Origin of the sequence: Aliagarivorans marinus DSM 23064, from assembly GCF_000429485.1 — a bacterium.
Taxonomy (GTDB): Bacteria; Pseudomonadota; Gammaproteobacteria; order Enterobacterales; family Celerinatantimonadaceae; genus Aliagarivorans; species Aliagarivorans marinus.
On sequence record NZ_KE386909.1, the window covers coordinates 196,762 to 211,052 of the forward strand.

The following is a 14,291-nucleotide window of genomic DNA, read 5'->3' on the forward strand; positions in this document are numbered from 1 at the left end:
CAAGTTAAGGAATGACCATGAGTAGTCCAATACTGACCATGAGCGGAGTCTCCAAGGCCTTTACCGGGGTTCAGGCGCTCGACAATGTGCATATCCAATTGCGCGCTGGCGAGGTTCACGCGCTGATGGGCGAGAACGGGGCCGGCAAATCCACCCTGATGAAGGTGCTGATTGGCGTGCACCAGGCCGACCAAGGCTGCATCACCTACAAGGGTGAAGAGCGGGCCTTTAGCTCGGTGCTGGAGGCGCAGCAGGCGGGGATCTCGATGATCTTCCAAGAGCTGAATTTGATCCCCCATCTGTCGGTGGCTGAGAACATCTTCTTCGCTCGCGAGCCGCTCAAGAACGGACTGATTGACTACCCCACCATGCAGCGCAAAGCCGCCGAGCTACTGAAAATGTTCGACATCGACGTGCTGCCCACCGACATCGTTAACACCCTGTCGGTGGCCAAGCAGCAGATGGTGGAGATCGCCAAATCGCTGAGCTTCGATGTGGAAATCCTGATTATGGATGAGCCCACCTCGGCGCTCACCGACCGCGAGATCGACGCGCTATTTGAGCTGGTGGACAAGCTGCGCGCCAAGGGCGTGGCGATTGTTTACATCTCCCACCGGATGAATGAGCTGAAGCGGATCTGCGACCATATCACCATCTTCCGCGATGGCCAGTATGTCTCCAACCACCGCTTCGACGAAATCAGCATGGACGAGATCATCGCCAAGATGGTCGGCCGTACCCTCGATAACCACTTCCCGGCCAAGCAAGCGGAGATCTGCGATGACCTGATTTTCTCGGCCATGAACGTGGCCCGCGCCGGGGTATTCGCGCCGCTGAACTTTGACCTGCGCAAGGGCGAGATCCTAGCGATTACCGGGCTGGTCGGTGCCAAGCGTACCGAGTTGGCCCGGGCTTTGTTCGGCGCCGACAAGTTAACCCAAGGCGACATCTTGGTGCATGGGGTTAAGAAGATGATTCGCAAGCCCTCCGATGCCATTAAAGCTGGGGTCGCCTACCTCTCGGAAGACCGCAAGCTTAACGGCGTGGCGGTCAAGATGAGTATCCGCGAGAACACCACCATGGCATCCATGGACAAGGTGAGCAACAGCATGGGCGTGATATCCCACAAGGCGGAAGTGGAAGCAGCCAACACCTTTATCGACAAGATGGCCATCAAAACCCCCACCGTGGAGCAGCTGGTGAACAACCTCTCCGGCGGCAACCAGCAGAAGGTGGTGATTGGCAAATGGCTGTTCCGCGATGCCAAGGTGATGATCTTTGACGAGCCGACTCGCGGTATCGACGTCGGCGCAAAATACGCGATCTACCAATTACTGGATGAACTGGCCAGCGAAGGAGTTGGGGTAATCATGATTTCCTCCGAGTTGCCAGAGGTGCTCGGCATGTCTGACCGGGTCGTTGTGATGAAGGAGGGGCAGATGACAGCGATGTTGAACACCCCTGAAACCAATCAGGAAGAGATTATGCAATACGCAACAGGGGTGAAGAACATGTTTCCCGAGCTAGAGGAGGCGATCTAATGACTGCACAACATAAAGCCATGCTGCAAAAACTCGCCTCGCTGGGCGGCCTGTTCGCACTGTTGGTGGTGTTCTCGCTAACCAGCCAACACTTTATGACCATGAGCAACATCATGACCGTGGGGCTGCAAACCTCCACCATTACTATCATCGGTATCGGCGTGATGCTGACCATTATCACCGGCGGTATCGACCTGTCGATTGGCTCGGTGATGGCGCTCTCTGGCGTGACTGCCGCGATGGCGGTAAACGCAGGCCTGCCGGTGCCACTGGGCATGCTGGTGGGCGTGTTAACCGGCGGCTGCTGTGGCCTGATTAGCGGCTTGTTTGTGGCCAAGCTGCGGCTGCCACCGTTTATCGCCACCCTTGGCATGATGATGATGGCGCGCGGTGTGGCGCTGTATATCACCAATGCCGCACCCGTATCGGGCATGCCCGAGTCCTTCTCTTATCTGGGCAACGGCGCGCTATTTCGCATGGTAGAGATCGGCGAGAACGGTTTCCCGCTGGTCAAGTTCGCCGGCATTCCCTATCCGGTGATCGTGATGCTGATTGTGGTGGCGCTGTTTGCCTTCGTGCTCAAGCGTACCCGCATCGGCCGCTACCTCTATGCCATTGGCTCTAACGAAGAAGCAGCCCGCCTCTCGGGTATCGACACCGACAAGGTGAAGATGGTCGCGTATACCGCCTCCGGCGCACTAGCAGGCCTGGCCGGCATCATTATCGCCAGCCGTCTGGTTACCGCTCAGCCCAACGGCAGCGTGATGGCCGAGCTGGATGCGATTGCCTCGGCGGTGGTTGGCGGCACCTCGCTGATGGGCGGCGTGGGCACCGTGGCAGGGGCCGTGATTGGCTCGTTCATCATCGGTGTGCTGCGTAATGGCCTAAATATGAACGGCGTCAGCTTCTTTGTTCAACAGATTGTTATTGGTGGCGTGATTGTCGCTACCGTCGCGTACGACCAGTATCGGACGCACTCTGGTAATAAACCGAAAAACCCTACAGAAAAAACCAAAAAGGATATAAAAGGCATGAAAGTCAATAAAATAGCTACGATAGCAACGCTTGCTTTGTGTATGAGTACCTTTGGCTGGAGTACCTCCGCCATGGCTGCCGCCAAGGAAATCGCAGTAGTGGTAAAAACCGAGAATTCCAACTTCTGGCAGAACGTACGCGGTGGCTCCACCGATGCAGGTAACGAGTTAAGTGAGTACAACGTCACCTTCCAAGGCCCGGCTGCCGAGACCGCCGTGGACGAGCAGGTGAACATGATTCAAAACGCGCTAAACCGTGGTGTCGCCGGTTTGGTGGTCGCCCCAACTGACCCGAACGCGCTAGTGCCAGCACTGAAAGCGGCCTGGGAGCGCGGCGTACCAGTAGCGCTGATTGACTCTGGCCTGAACGACGATGGCAAATACCATCAGTCCTTCCTGTCTACCGATAATCGCGCTGCGGGTAAACTCGCTGCTGAGCAGATGATTGCCGCGCTGGATGGCCGCAAGGGCAAGATCGCCATGATGAGCTTTACCGCCGGCTCTGGTTCGGCCATGGACCGCGATGGCGGCTTCCAGGAAGCCATTGAAGCGGCGGGCTACGAAGTGATTGGTCCGTTCTACTCCAACGCCGATATGGCCACTGCACTTAACCAAACCGTGGACGTACTGGCCTCGAACAGCGACTTGGTGGGTATCTTCGGCTCAAACGAACCTACCGCAGTGGGCATGGCGCGCGCCATCGAGCAGCGTGGTTATGCTGGCAAGATTGTGGCGGTTGCCTTCGACGGTAACTCCGACATCCAACAGTTTGTTCGCGATGGCGTGCTGCACGGCGCGGTTGTGCAGTCTTCCTACGGCATGGGTAACGAGGGCGTGAAAGCCGTCGCTAAAATCCTGCAAGGTGAGAAGATCGCCGATTACATCGACACCGGTGTGGTGTACGTGACTAAAGACAATATCGACAGCCCAGAAGCGGTTGCAGTTCTCTACTAAGCCTAACTTGCAGTGGTCATGACTCCCCCGGCACTGCCGGGGGCTGAGGAGGAAAGATGACAATAACAACAGATATGGTGGTCGCTCAATCGCTTATCCCCACCAAACAACTTCGCAATGGCGCATCGATGCCGGCCATCGGCATGGGCACCTTCGGCTCGGACCGCTTCGGCCCCGAGGAAGTCTCTGAGGCGGTATACGGCGCGCTTCGCTCCGGCTACCGGCTGATCGACTGCGCCTCTATCTATGGCAACGAGCAGCAGATTGGCGAAGTATTGGCGCGGGCCCAGCAAGATTTTGCGATTCCCCGTGAAGAGCTATTCATCACCTCCAAGGTATGGAACGACCAGCACGACAACGTGATCGCATCTTGTAAGCAATCGTTGCAGGACCTGCAGTTGGACTATCTGGACCTGTACTTGGTGCACTGGCCATTCCCCAACTTCCACCCGATTGGCTGTGATGGCGACTCCCGTAGCCCCGATGCCACGCCCTACATCCACAAGGCCTTTATGAAGACCTGGCGGCAGATGGAGCAACTTGTGGAGATGGGGCTGGTGAAAGCCATTGGCACCTCCAATATGACCATTCCCAAGCTGGAGTTGGTGCTGCGCGATGCCGCGATTAAGCCTGCGGTAAGCGAGATGGAGTGTCATCCACTGTTCCAACAACAGGCGATGTTCGACTACCTCACCGCCAACGATATCGTGCCCATCGGCTTTTGCCCGATTGGCTCACCGACTCGCCCGGATCGCGACAAGACCGCCGAGGATTTGGTGGATATCGAGCACCCGGTGGTGCAGGCTGCGGCCAAGCGCTTGGGCGTGCATCCGGCAATTATCTGTATCAAGTGGGCGGTGCAGCGCGGCCACGTACCTATTCCTTTCTCCGTTAGAGAGAACGAGTACTATTCCAATTTGCGCAGCGTGACCGAGCACCCGCTTAACGATCAGGAGATGCAGGATTTGGCCAAGATCGACGCTAACAACCGTTTGATCAAAGGCCAGGTATTCCTGTGGGAAGGCTCTAAAGGCTGGGAAGACCTGTGGGATTTAGATGGCACTATCGCCTCGTGAACCGGCCTCTTAAATCTCCCCCTCCTTGTCATTGATACTTTCATTAAATGGCAGTTTACTTCAATCACTTATCGGGTAAACTGCCTTTCAAGGAATTTGAAGGCAATCGAAAGAATCCGGCGGATATGCCGAGGCTGCTCTTAAGATAAAGAGCCGATATAGATTGCACAGTGAGTTGGTTGCAGAAGGTTAGTAGATGAACCCATTAAAGCGTAGAGAGAAGATCCTGGAGCTGTTAACCCAGCGCGAGCAGGTGGAAGTGAAAGAGCTCTCCGGCATGTTTGATACCTCCGAGGTAACCCTCCGCTCCGACCTTAAGCTGCTGGAGCAGCAAGGTAAGCTAAAACGCTTCTTCGGCGGTGCCCAAGCACTGCACTCGCTACCGCTCTCGCAAAAAGAGCAAGAACAGAATATCGAAAGTCGCTACGACATCAACAAAGACTCCAAACAGCGCATCGCCATGGCCGCCGCCGAGCTGGTCACCAAGGGCGATTCAATCATTATCGACAGCGGCAGCACCACCCATTTAGTGGCAGCAGAGCTGGCTAAAAGCGGCGGCTATACCGTGGTCACCAATAATCTACCCGCCTCATCGGCGCTCATGGATGCCCCAGAGATGACGCTAGTAATTGTCGGCGGCACCTACCGCAGCAAAACCAAGTCGCTGCATGGCTACCAGGCCGAGCAATGCCTGCAAAACGTACAGGCCGACGTGTTGTTTGTCGGCGCCGATGGTATCGACCCGGACAAGGGCATTACCACCTTCAACGAGGGCTATGCGATTACCGACGTGATGGCCAAGTGCGTACAGAAGGTCATCGCCGTGGTAGACTCCAGCAAGATGGGCCGGATTGGCTTTAACCGCGTGCTGGAAGCACAACGCATCGATACCCTGGTCACCGACAAGGCCATCGCGCCCGAAACCAAAGCCCAGTTCGAAGCCTTGGGGATTGATGTAATCACCGTGTAGTAAGGACCTCACAATGCCGATATTAGTGGTAGTGGTTATCGGTTTTATCTTGGGGCAGGGCAGCCAGCGTTGGCTGAGCGAGTCCCGCTGCAAGTCTATTGGTTTAATCCTCAGCCGTTTCTCCCTTGGCGTGTTGATCCCCTTTACCGTATTCAACGCCCTGTGGCAGCTCGAGCATATCGAGCGCAGCCTGCTGCTGTTGCCGCTATTCGGCGTTATGGCGGTGGTAGTGGGCGTACTACTAGCCTTCGCACTATCCCGCCACTATCAGCTCAGCCCCCAGCAAACCGGCGCGATGGTGCCGATTGCCGCCATCTACAACTGGGGCTCACTCGGCAACTTAGTGGTGTTTTTGCTGTTTGGCGAGAGTGGGGTGGCGCTACTGGCCATCTACAAGCTGTGTGAGGAGCTGATGTACTTTGGCTGGGTCTTCCCCTTCGCCCGGCGCAGCAGCCTGGCCGACGATATCCCAGCGCGCCGATCAATATGGCGCGACCCGTTGTTCTTACTGATGCTCACCGTGATTACCGTCGGTTTTGCCCTGAACCTCTCCGGTATTCCCCGGCCGGCATGGATTGGCGAGGTGATCCCTTGGACGGTGCCGATGTCGACCATCTTGATGGTGTTTGCGGTGGGGCTAACCTTTAACACCCGTGGGAATCAGGCTTGGGCACCGATTGCCCTGCGCTTGTCCTTGCTGCGCCCGCTGCTGGTACTCAGCTTTGTGGCGGGGCTGCTGACAGTGTTTGACTTGTGGGGCGCCTACGATGGGCTGCTGGCGGGGGTGTGCTTGATGCTTAGCGCCATGCCGACCGGGTTTATGGCGACTGTTCCGTCGCTACTGTATCGGCTGGATCAGGATGTGGCGAATACCTGCTGGTTGTATAGCTTTTTGGTGGCGGGGCCGGTGATCTTGGGATTGGGATATCTACTAGGCTAGGAGTCTGGGCTGATAAAACCTTCTCATTGTGGGCTCGATATTAAAGCAACTCTGCTTAAGCATCGCATGTGAATGTCTAACTGCGATTCAGTCAGATAAGGCGGATCTACTAGAATTATTTGTCTCACATTCAAATATCTGTGTGATATTTGCCTGATTTAAAGATGATTTGCCGTCATTAGTAGCGCTGAGCATAATCACCCCCTAGATATCAACGTAATCGCAATATTGCCTTAGGCGCGAACTGGTGCTTGAGGTAGATTCTTCCAAGAATCCAAAGGGGGGCACTAGGGTGCGGAGTTACTTAATATTCAGCATTTTCAATTATCCGCCGAATCAAGCCAGAAAGCTGCTTTCTAAATTGTCGCTTGAAGTTAAGCAGGAACTGTTTCTAGAAAGCGAGCCTAAGAGGCAGCTTGGTTTTCTAGGGCGTTTACCAAGGCATCAAATTCTTCCATTTTTAGATAGTTTGACCAAGGAACAACGCGAGAATTTTGAGCAAAGCTTAGATGATAAGCAGAAAGCGAAGCTGCAGTACTTAGTACGCTATAGCCCAATTTTCCTGTCTGATTTTGCTTACAATAGTTTGATTGCGGCACTCAGCTTGGCGTTGTTGGTGGTCAATTACCTGCTCTTAGGCCACTTCGATGTATTGTATGTGGTGGCGGCTCTTGAGCTGGGGAGGCACAGCTTTTGGGTGTTTCCCAGCATACTGATACTTGGTATGCAGATCGCCTCCTATTCGAGAAGACCAATATGGAGTTTACTTGGTACTTGCTTGGCTGCTGTCTGCTCCGTTGGCGCCTTAAACACCGCGTTTAGCATTTATTGGGGCGCTCCCGATGAGGTACCCGTTTTACTTGGTTTTAGTGCGTTGCATGTGATGCTTATGTGGCTGGCTAGTACCATCAGGCCCCAATGGTTTAAAGATAAGGCATATTCCACTCTTACAGCTTTTGTCATCTATTTGTGCCTGTTGGCGTTACACTGGCTTTCGGGATGGTGGGCATTGGCTGGTATAACATGGGTGTTGGCAGCGCTATTTTGCTTGGTCACCGGATTTACCTGGGGAACGAGCACAATTGCTCCTGCTCCCAGTTCCAATCCTTTACCCAACTGGGATGACAGTAGTCCTACCGTTGATCGCGCTATTAGTTGCTGTGGGGGAATTTTTACCGGGTGGTTTGGTTCCTCGCTGATCCTATTGTGCTTAATTGCTGTGCGCAATGTGCCCGCAGCGATACTGTGGCTGTTCTTGTAGGTGCTAAATCAACAATGCTTGAACGTGCTTGTGGAGGGCGAAGCGAATAGGTGCTGTTCTTCCACTTGCGCTACTCGCTGTTTTCCGAAGGTACCGAGAAGATAACCAGTTTTATATACTCTGTTTTGATTGCCTGCTGCGTTAGCTGTTGATAGGCTGCGCGCGTTATTTACTCAGTTCTAAGGAGGCCCGATATGTTTATTTTTCAACAAGCTCTTTCTTCTATGCGTCCTTACGCTGCTAAAGGTTAGTCACTTTCTCTTTAGCCTTAGGTGAGGACGGCAATGTTTTATTGTTGGAATAACACCTAATGTTCAAACAAATTAATGAAGCAACGGCTAAGCCGGTTGTTTGGTCTGAGTACACGGCTGAGCTGCTGTGGGCTGACCGCCATATCGCAAAACAGATGTTGAGTCTCCACCTCAACCCTGACTTAAGCCTTGCATCACGAACCCCGGCATTTATCGATGAATCTGCCAACTGGCTAGTTGCCGAGTTTGGTCTGAATGCCGCATCGAAAACCCTCGACTTTGGCTGCGGCCCCGGTCTGTATACCCAGCGCTTAAAGGCGAAAGGGGTAGGGACCGTAGTGGGTTTAGACTTCTCTGAAAACTCACTTAACTACGCCAAAGAGCAAGCGAATCAGGCAAACCTTGCCATCGAGTACCATCTGGGGAATTACCTGGATTACAGCGATGCGCGTAAGTTCGACTTAATCACGTTGGTGATGTGCGACCTATGCGCATTAAGCCCTGCCCAGCGCTCGGTTCTGTTTCGCAAGTTCAAATCGTTGCTGGCAGAGAATGGCTCGATTGCACTTGATGTCTATACTGCTAGCCGCTTTACCAAGCAAAGCGAATCACTCAGCCTTGAGAAAAACGCCATGAACGGCTTTTGGAGTGCCGAGGAGTATTGGTGCATTCAATCATCATTTACCTATCAAGATGACTTGGTCACCTTAGACAAGTACGTGATTAGCCAAGCAGACAAGGCATGGACGGTATATAACTGGCTGCAGCACTTCACCGTCGAGATGCTTAGCCGCGAGTTAGCAGAGCATGGCTTAGCCATTAAAGCCCACTACAGCGATTTGCGGGGAAGGCCCTACACCGAAGGGGACGAAATGGCGGTCATTATTGGCCACCAGTAGTTGGTAGAAGGGATTAATCAAAAGGGGCGATGTTCGCCCCTTTGTTTTTCTGTGTTTAGCGCTACTTGCCTTTTGCCATTCGCGCTTTCAGGTCGGCGAAAGGGTTGTGGGTGGCCTGCTCGCGTTCCAGATCCTCGCCTGCTTTTACTGTAGAGCCATATTGCTTGGCCTCGGTGTACTTCGAGTGCTCATGGTCGTGACAATACAGGCATAACAGCTCCCAGTTCGAGCCGTCGGCGGGATTGTTGCTGTGATCATGGTCGATGTGATGCACGGTTAACTCGCGCAGGTTGGAGTAAACAAACTCGCGGGTGCAGCGACCGCATACCCAAGGAAAGAGTTTCAACGCCTGCTCGCGATAGCCACGCTCTAAGCTGGCGTATTGTTTAGGGATATAAGCCATAGGTTGTTAAGAATGCAGTTAAACCAACCGCCATGATAGCAGTTAGTCTGGGATTGTCATCGGCCGGGGCCTGCAAGTGTGAGTATGGCTACAGGTATTTTCTCAGTAAGCAGTTATCTAGCTTATTTGCTGCTCGAGCAAGCTATTTCGATTAGATCTCCTTCTCTAGACTGATTCTCCCGCCGACATAATGCGAGACACAGTGGCAAATGGATCTATCAGAACAACTAACTTGTTGGTTTCCGATGCTAGGCATTGTGTATATCTCATTGACATGCGCTTAGTAAATGTGGACTGAAGATGATTGATCAGTCATTATTGTTTTTTATTGAATAATAATAATGACTGGTCGTTGTTAATTAGTGCATAAGATTTCATGAATTAGCATTAGATTTTTTTGTTAAGTATGTTTTTCTGTGAACTGTTCTTATTGGTGTCTGTGATCTTTATTTGAGGTTGTGATGTTTGTAATTAAATCAATGACATTTAAAAGAATCGTAGCGGTGGCTATGTTTTTTGTGGGTGTTACGAATACTTCTGGAGCAAGTCCGATGGAAGATAGTTATTATAATAGAGAGTTTGAAAGATTAGGAGTGATAGAGGGGTTAGTTGAAAAATCAGGAGCTCTGTTGCCAGAAGAAATTGCTGATTATGATCTGCCGGAAGTGCTAAGTAGTGAGGAGTTGGAACGTAGAATTACAAAATTCCAAGAATCATTTTATATAATACGTCAGCAATCTGAATCATCTGAAAGTGTAAATGTACAACATGTTGATTTCAATGCGATATCAAATGACCCTCAGAATATGGCTGTTGGTTTTCGTTGGCTTAAGGTTATGACTACCGAAGGTGAGAATGTCATTAAGTCAGATACTGTTGTTGATAGGGAAGATGTAAACATATATTACGTTAATCACAATAATGGCGTTGCTGATCATATGAGTATGTACTTGGGGGCAGGTGTAGAACTGGAGGAGGAGATTTCATTATCTGAGATTGAATATGTATCTGGTGAGTCGAGGCTTTATTTCTTTCCGGGTTATGAAATGGTTGAGCTATCAAAGGAAGATGTCGGTAACATTAAAAATACCAGCTTGGGCTCAGAGCTAACGATGGAGGTTCTTGATAAAAGCTACGTCAGGTTGAGTTTTGATTATAGCAGCCTTAAGAACTTCATTATATATGGTTACAACAAGTCGGGTGATTTGCTGGTCGAAGACGCAATGGGTATGGCTTACTATTATGAAGATGATAGAACGGTTAAAGATTATAGTGAAGAGGATTTTCCCGGCAAACAGGGAATTAGAAGAGCTGTTTTTCATGCAATGTTTAAGGGCGAGTTGGATAAAATCGAGCTCTATTTTAGGAAAGACAAGGAAGAGAGGTTTGTTGAGGTAACTGCTATTAATGATCCAACGGTTGATATGGATATCGATGATTATCGAATGGTAACCGATGGCCCTACTAGTGAAGTATCAGGGCGTATAAACTATCAGACTACAACCATAAAAGATCAAATAAAGAAGACCTTAGTTGGTTTTGAGCGCAGTGAAGCCTTGGCTAGCTTTAATACTCCAGAGTTAAAGGTTCACCTATCTGATGATGGGAACTCGCTACATGCAAAGTCATTTTTTAGCGATCTTTATCTTAAGCAAGAGCCTGGTGATAACTATGTGCCATTAGAGTTCTATACAAGAATAAATGGAGTTATCTATTCTTTCTATGAGAATGCTATAGATGTCAATGGCGGCGAGGTTGATAAAGAGGTTGAGCTAATTTCAGGAAAAACAGCCGTGAGGGGGAGTGTGAGAGTTGATTATCCAATAGAAATGGAGTGGGTAAACGCAACCCCCGGAAAAAGTGAGTTGATAGATAATCATACAGTTACTATTGAAGGTGGTTTGGTTGTTTATAGCATTCCTGAAGGATATGAGATTCCAGATATTACTTGGGGAGTTGGTGGGCTGATTCGTGCGTTTGATAAAGATGGGTATCAGTTAATTTATAGTGGAAAATCCGTTGACTATAATGGAAGTGAAGGAGTTACTTTTAAGTTTGGGTTTTGGGGAACTATTCATAGAGTGGAAATTGCTGTTATCAAGGAGTGGGGAAGCTATCACCAGATGTTTGATTCTGTCGTTGTTCCAGAACTTGAGAGTAACAAAGGCGCTGATGGCTTTGCAGAAGCGTTGATTAGCATTATGTTTGATGAAGACGAAGCTGCAAAGATTAGAGCTGAAATAGAAGAAGAAAAGTTAAATAGTAACAATCAAGAAGTTCCGGTCACTGCTTACAAAATCGAACTTCTTATCGATGTCGATAAGCCGGAAATTAGATCTTATACATGGCATGGTGTACTACCCGGTGGCAATGAATTTGGTCAGGCACATATGAGTCGCCTGCTTAAAGAACTCAAAAAAATTTCAGATCGTGCTGCGCATGATATACCAATTGAGTATAGAGCTGGTGAGCTGGAAATCTCATTTTATTCTTTAAATCAAAGTGGAAGCATAGAAATAGAGCTAAGTGAAAATGAAATATTAGACTTGCTTCCTGAGGAACTAAAAACGGATTCGCTTATTGAGTTGCTCGAGATAAAGTGGCCCGAGTTGGTTGAGAGTTAATCTCCACTCTGTGACTGTTCAATAATCAGCGTCAGGTTACACATGTGAATAGTCCAGAGCTCTCTAGAGCGATAGAGTGGCTCTAGAGGGGGCATTCGGTGTTCTAGATTCAAGGATCGAAGAGCGCGACTATGGAGGATATCTTGTTGGAGATCTGGTTGAGGTGTATAACCTTAGATGTAGGCTAAGGTGCCTTTTGGGGATTACCGAATATTACACCACCAGATTTGCCGATATCCCTGAAAAGCTTTGGCGAGACGAGTGTAATTTGAGTGCAGAAGAGTCTCGATGCGATCATCGCTATTGTTGGTCAGAGTACCAGGTTGTTGATGATTTCCTTATCGCCGTGAATCACTTTGAACTAGTGAAAGTGATTATGCCCTGATGATTTAGTAGTAGTTAAGTTTTCAGAAAGCATAGATCTTAGTTTAGGGTTTGGTCACTATGATAGCTGTCTATGTCTTATTAGCTTTGGTGCCACTAACAGGTCTTTGGAGTATCCGTGTTTAAGTATCTGCTCGAAGGATCGAAAATCAGGAAAATTGCTTCGCGACTTCCAATTGAGTTGCTTGAGGTGTACGAAGAAAAAGATTTTTACTCGCGAGCCGAAGTCGTGGCTATATATGCACAAGAGATAGGCCTCGATGATGATGTTCAAATAGCATTCGCTATGTTCTGCTCTCCATCAGAGTATGTTTCTTTGGCTGAGTTGCAAAAATTTAAGTTTGGGTATGCAGAACTAAGAGAAAAAGTAGGACATCATTGCTTTAGTGGTCGCTTGGGGTTCAACTTCAAAAATCTTCATGATTACGCGAGAGCGAGGCAATTGGGAAATAGTATTAGCGGAGATTTTGGCCTTGGCGGTTGCGATGGTGATGGAGGAGGTTGATAGCTAACAAGCCTCTGCTATTGAGGCCGAATTGCTGATGGAGATGGTAAAGATAAGCATGGATAGCGAAATCACTTACCCTAGCAACATCACTGTATCCACAGATGCTGACGGTATGACCATCCGGAGAGCTTGGATAGGTTGGGAGTCGCTCATTCCTTCTGTATTTGCGGTGTTGTGGATTTTTTTCTTGGGTGGGGAGTTCGATATCCTCTTTCTCCCAGTCATTCACAAAGTTGTCTCAGCAATTTTTGTTTACTACGCCCTCGCGAGTTGGCTAAACCGAACGAAGATTACTGTGAACTCGTCATTGGTTAAAGTTTCCCACTACCCCGTTCCTTGGTGGGGCGGAGGTATCTATCCTACTCCCGACATCAAGTGTTTCTATCTAAACCAGAAAACAGAAACCACAACAGGACTCAAGCATTCATCCACTGCAATATCCTATGAGCTCCATGCTTTATTGGGGGAGGAGCAGGTTGTGAAAGTGGTCAACGGGATTCACTCGGAGGAATCAGCTCAGGTCATGGTCGATGCTTTAAATCAGTATTTAGAGTTGGATGAGGATGAAGCCTTAACTTCTTGCGCAACTACGAGCTTGTAGAGATAGGAAAGTTAGTGCAGAAGTAATATTACTCAGAAAGCAAAAAACCTGCTCGAAAGCAGGTTTTTTTATGTGGTGGTCGTTGCTGGGCTTGAACCAGCGACCCTCGCCTTGTAAGGGCGATGCTCTCCCAACTGAGCTAAGCAACCGAATTTGGGTAATAGACGTTAATAACGGCTATTGGAATTTGGTGGTCGTTGCTGGGCTTGAACCAGCGACCCTCGCCTTGTAAGGGCGATGCTCTCCCAACTGAGCTAAACGACCGAATTTTGGTGGTTGCTACTGGGCTTGAACCAGTGACCCTCGCCTTGTAAGGGCGATGCTCTCCCAACTGAGCTAAGCAACCGAATTTGGGTAATAGACGTTAATAACGGCTATTGGAATTTGGTGGTCGTTGCTGGGCTTGAACCAGCGACCCTCGCCTTGTAAGGGCGATGCTCTCCCAACTGAGCTAAACGACCGAATTTTGGTGGTTGCTACTGGGCTTGAACCAGTGACCCTCGCCTTGTAAGGGCGATGCTCTCCCAACTGAGCTAAGCAACCTAAAAGTGGTGGTCGCTGCTGGGCTTGAACCAGCGACCCTCGCCTTGTAAGGGCGATGCTCTCCCAACTGAGCTAAGCGACCACATTGTTGTTTGGGCTGTGCCCTCTCAACGGAGGCGAATACTACCTATCCCCTATGATTGGGTCAAGCGGATTTTTGGTAGAAAATCGCGTTCGCGCAAAAAACATCCATTAGCGGCGAATAGTCGAGCATAATAGCCTAAAAACAGGCCCTAAGACTCAGATAAAAGTCACGAAAAGCAGCGATGCATGGCCTGTGGCGGCGAAAAATCTGTGTTAAA

At 49.9% G+C, this 14,291-nt stretch carries 11 protein-coding genes and 6 tRNA genes; 10 read left to right on the plus strand and 7 right to left on the minus strand.

Features of this window, described 5'->3' with window-relative positions:
- Nucleotides 1-17: 17 nt before the first annotated feature.
- The 7 genes from G461_RS0120525 to G461_RS0120560 all read left to right on the plus strand — a co-directional run bounded on the left by G461_RS0120525 (nt 18) and on the right by G461_RS0120560 (nt 8,926).
- Nucleotides 18-1,541 carry a sugar ABC transporter ATP-binding protein gene (locus G461_RS0120525; protein ID WP_026973261.1) on the plus strand — a complete coding sequence of 508 codons (1,524 nt, stop codon included), beginning with the start codon at nt 18-20 and terminating at the stop codon, nt 1,539-1,541.
- Complete coding sequence (locus tag G461_RS26305; RefSeq protein ID WP_211236305.1) at nt 1,541-3,529, plus strand: substrate-binding domain-containing protein; 1,989 nt, start codon at nt 1,541-1,543, stop codon at nt 3,527-3,529. The genes G461_RS0120525 and G461_RS26305 overlap by 1 nt, the downstream gene beginning before the upstream one ends.
- Nucleotides 3,530-3,585: 56 nt before the next feature.
- The gene (locus G461_RS0120540; RefSeq protein ID WP_211236306.1) at nt 3,586-4,605 is read left to right on the plus strand and encodes an aldo/keto reductase; all 1,020 of its coding nucleotides are present in this window, start codon (nt 3,586-3,588) and stop codon (nt 4,603-4,605) included.
- Nucleotides 4,606-4,801: 196 nt separating this feature from the next.
- A complete protein-coding gene (locus G461_RS0120545; RefSeq protein ID WP_026973263.1) occupies nt 4,802-5,575 on the plus strand; it encodes a DeoR/GlpR family DNA-binding transcription regulator in 774 nt (257 codons plus the stop codon).
- Between the two features lie 13 nt (nt 5,576-5,588).
- Nucleotides 5,589-6,515: an AEC family transporter gene (locus G461_RS0120550; protein ID WP_026973264.1), complete on the plus strand. Its 927-nt coding sequence runs from the start codon at nt 5,589-5,591 to the stop codon at nt 6,513-6,515.
- A gap of 247 nt (nt 6,516-6,762) precedes the next feature.
- On the plus strand, nt 6,763-7,776 hold the full coding sequence (locus G461_RS0120555; protein ID WP_026973265.1) for a magnesium and cobalt transport protein CorA: 1,014 nt from the start codon (nt 6,763-6,765) through the stop codon (nt 7,774-7,776).
- Between the two features lie 310 nt (nt 7,777-8,086).
- On the plus strand, nt 8,087-8,926 hold the full coding sequence (locus G461_RS0120560) for a class I SAM-dependent methyltransferase (protein WP_026973266.1): 840 nt from the start codon (nt 8,087-8,089) through the stop codon (nt 8,924-8,926).
- A gap of 61 nt (nt 8,927-8,987) precedes the next feature.
- Here the strand turns inward: G461_RS0120560 and G461_RS0120565 are convergent, their stop codons facing one another.
- Nucleotides 8,988-9,329: a YajD family HNH nuclease gene (locus G461_RS0120565; RefSeq protein ID WP_026959202.1), complete on the minus strand. Its 342-nt coding sequence runs from the start codon at nt 9,327-9,329 to the stop codon at nt 8,988-8,990.
- Nucleotides 9,330-9,790: 461 nt separating this feature from the next.
- Here G461_RS0120565 and G461_RS0120570 point away from each other — a divergent pair, with 461 nt between their 5' ends.
- From G461_RS0120570 to G461_RS0120580, 3 genes are all read left to right on the plus strand, one after another.
- Complete coding sequence (locus G461_RS0120570; RefSeq protein WP_026973267.1) at nt 9,791-11,953, plus strand: hypothetical protein; 2,163 nt, start codon at nt 9,791-9,793, stop codon at nt 11,951-11,953.
- Nucleotides 11,954-12,455: 502 nt separating this feature from the next.
- Nucleotides 12,456-12,842 (plus strand): DUF6559 family protein, encoded by a 387-nt coding sequence (locus G461_RS0120575; RefSeq protein WP_026973268.1) that lies wholly within the window; start codon nt 12,456-12,458, stop codon nt 12,840-12,842.
- Nucleotides 12,843-12,900: 58 nt separating this feature from the next.
- Nucleotides 12,901-13,446, plus strand: coding sequence for a hypothetical protein (locus G461_RS0120580; RefSeq protein ID WP_157360382.1), 546 nt, complete (start codon nt 12,901-12,903; stop codon nt 13,444-13,446).
- A gap of 73 nt (nt 13,447-13,519) precedes the next feature.
- Here the strand turns inward: G461_RS0120580 and G461_RS0120585 are convergent.
- From G461_RS0120585 to G461_RS0120610, 6 genes are all read right to left on the minus strand, one after another.
- Nucleotides 13,520-13,595: transfer RNA gene (locus G461_RS0120585), tRNA-Val, on the minus strand.
- A 39-nt stretch (nt 13,596-13,634) separates the two neighbouring features.
- Nucleotides 13,635-13,710 (minus strand) — tRNA-Val (locus tag G461_RS0120590).
- A gap of 6 nt (nt 13,711-13,716) precedes the next feature.
- Nucleotides 13,717-13,792 (minus strand) — tRNA-Val (locus G461_RS0120595).
- A gap of 39 nt (nt 13,793-13,831) precedes the next feature.
- Nucleotides 13,832-13,907: transfer RNA gene (locus tag G461_RS0120600), tRNA-Val, on the minus strand.
- 6 nt (nt 13,908-13,913) lie between these two features.
- A tRNA-Val gene (locus tag G461_RS0120605) sits at nt 13,914-13,989 on the minus strand.
- Nucleotides 13,990-13,995: 6 nt separating this feature from the next.
- Nucleotides 13,996-14,071, minus strand: a tRNA-Val gene (locus tag G461_RS0120610).
- Between the last annotated feature and the right edge of the window lie 220 nt (nt 14,072-14,291).

What these genes read in the sequence shown, in the direction of transcription:
- G461_RS0120525 (WP_026973261.1), top strand. Translation starts at nt 18, where the DNA reads ATGAGTAGTCCAATACTGACCATGAGCGGAGTCTCCAAGGCCTTTACC.
- G461_RS26305 (WP_211236305.1), top strand. Translation starts at nt 1,541, where the DNA reads ATGACTGCACAACATAAAGCCATGCTGCAAAAACTCGCCTCGCTGGGC.
- G461_RS0120540 (WP_211236306.1), top strand. Translation starts at nt 3,586, where the DNA reads ATGACAATAACAACAGATATGGTGGTCGCTCAATCGCTTATCCCCACC.
- G461_RS0120545 (WP_026973263.1), top strand. Translation starts at nt 4,802, where the DNA reads ATGAACCCATTAAAGCGTAGAGAGAAGATCCTGGAGCTGTTAACCCAG.
- G461_RS0120550 (WP_026973264.1), top strand. Translation starts at nt 5,589, where the DNA reads ATGCCGATATTAGTGGTAGTGGTTATCGGTTTTATCTTGGGGCAGGGC.
- G461_RS0120560 (WP_026973266.1), top strand. Translation starts at nt 8,087, where the DNA reads ATGTTCAAACAAATTAATGAAGCAACGGCTAAGCCGGTTGTTTGGTCT.
- G461_RS0120565 (WP_026959202.1), bottom strand. Translation starts at nt 9,329, where the DNA reads ATGGCTTATATCCCTAAACAATACGCCAGCTTAGAGCGTGGCTATCGC.
- G461_RS0120570 (WP_026973267.1), top strand. Translation starts at nt 9,791, where the DNA reads ATGTTTGTAATTAAATCAATGACATTTAAAAGAATCGTAGCGGTGGCT.
- G461_RS0120580 (WP_157360382.1), top strand. Translation starts at nt 12,901, where the DNA reads ATGGATAGCGAAATCACTTACCCTAGCAACATCACTGTATCCACAGAT.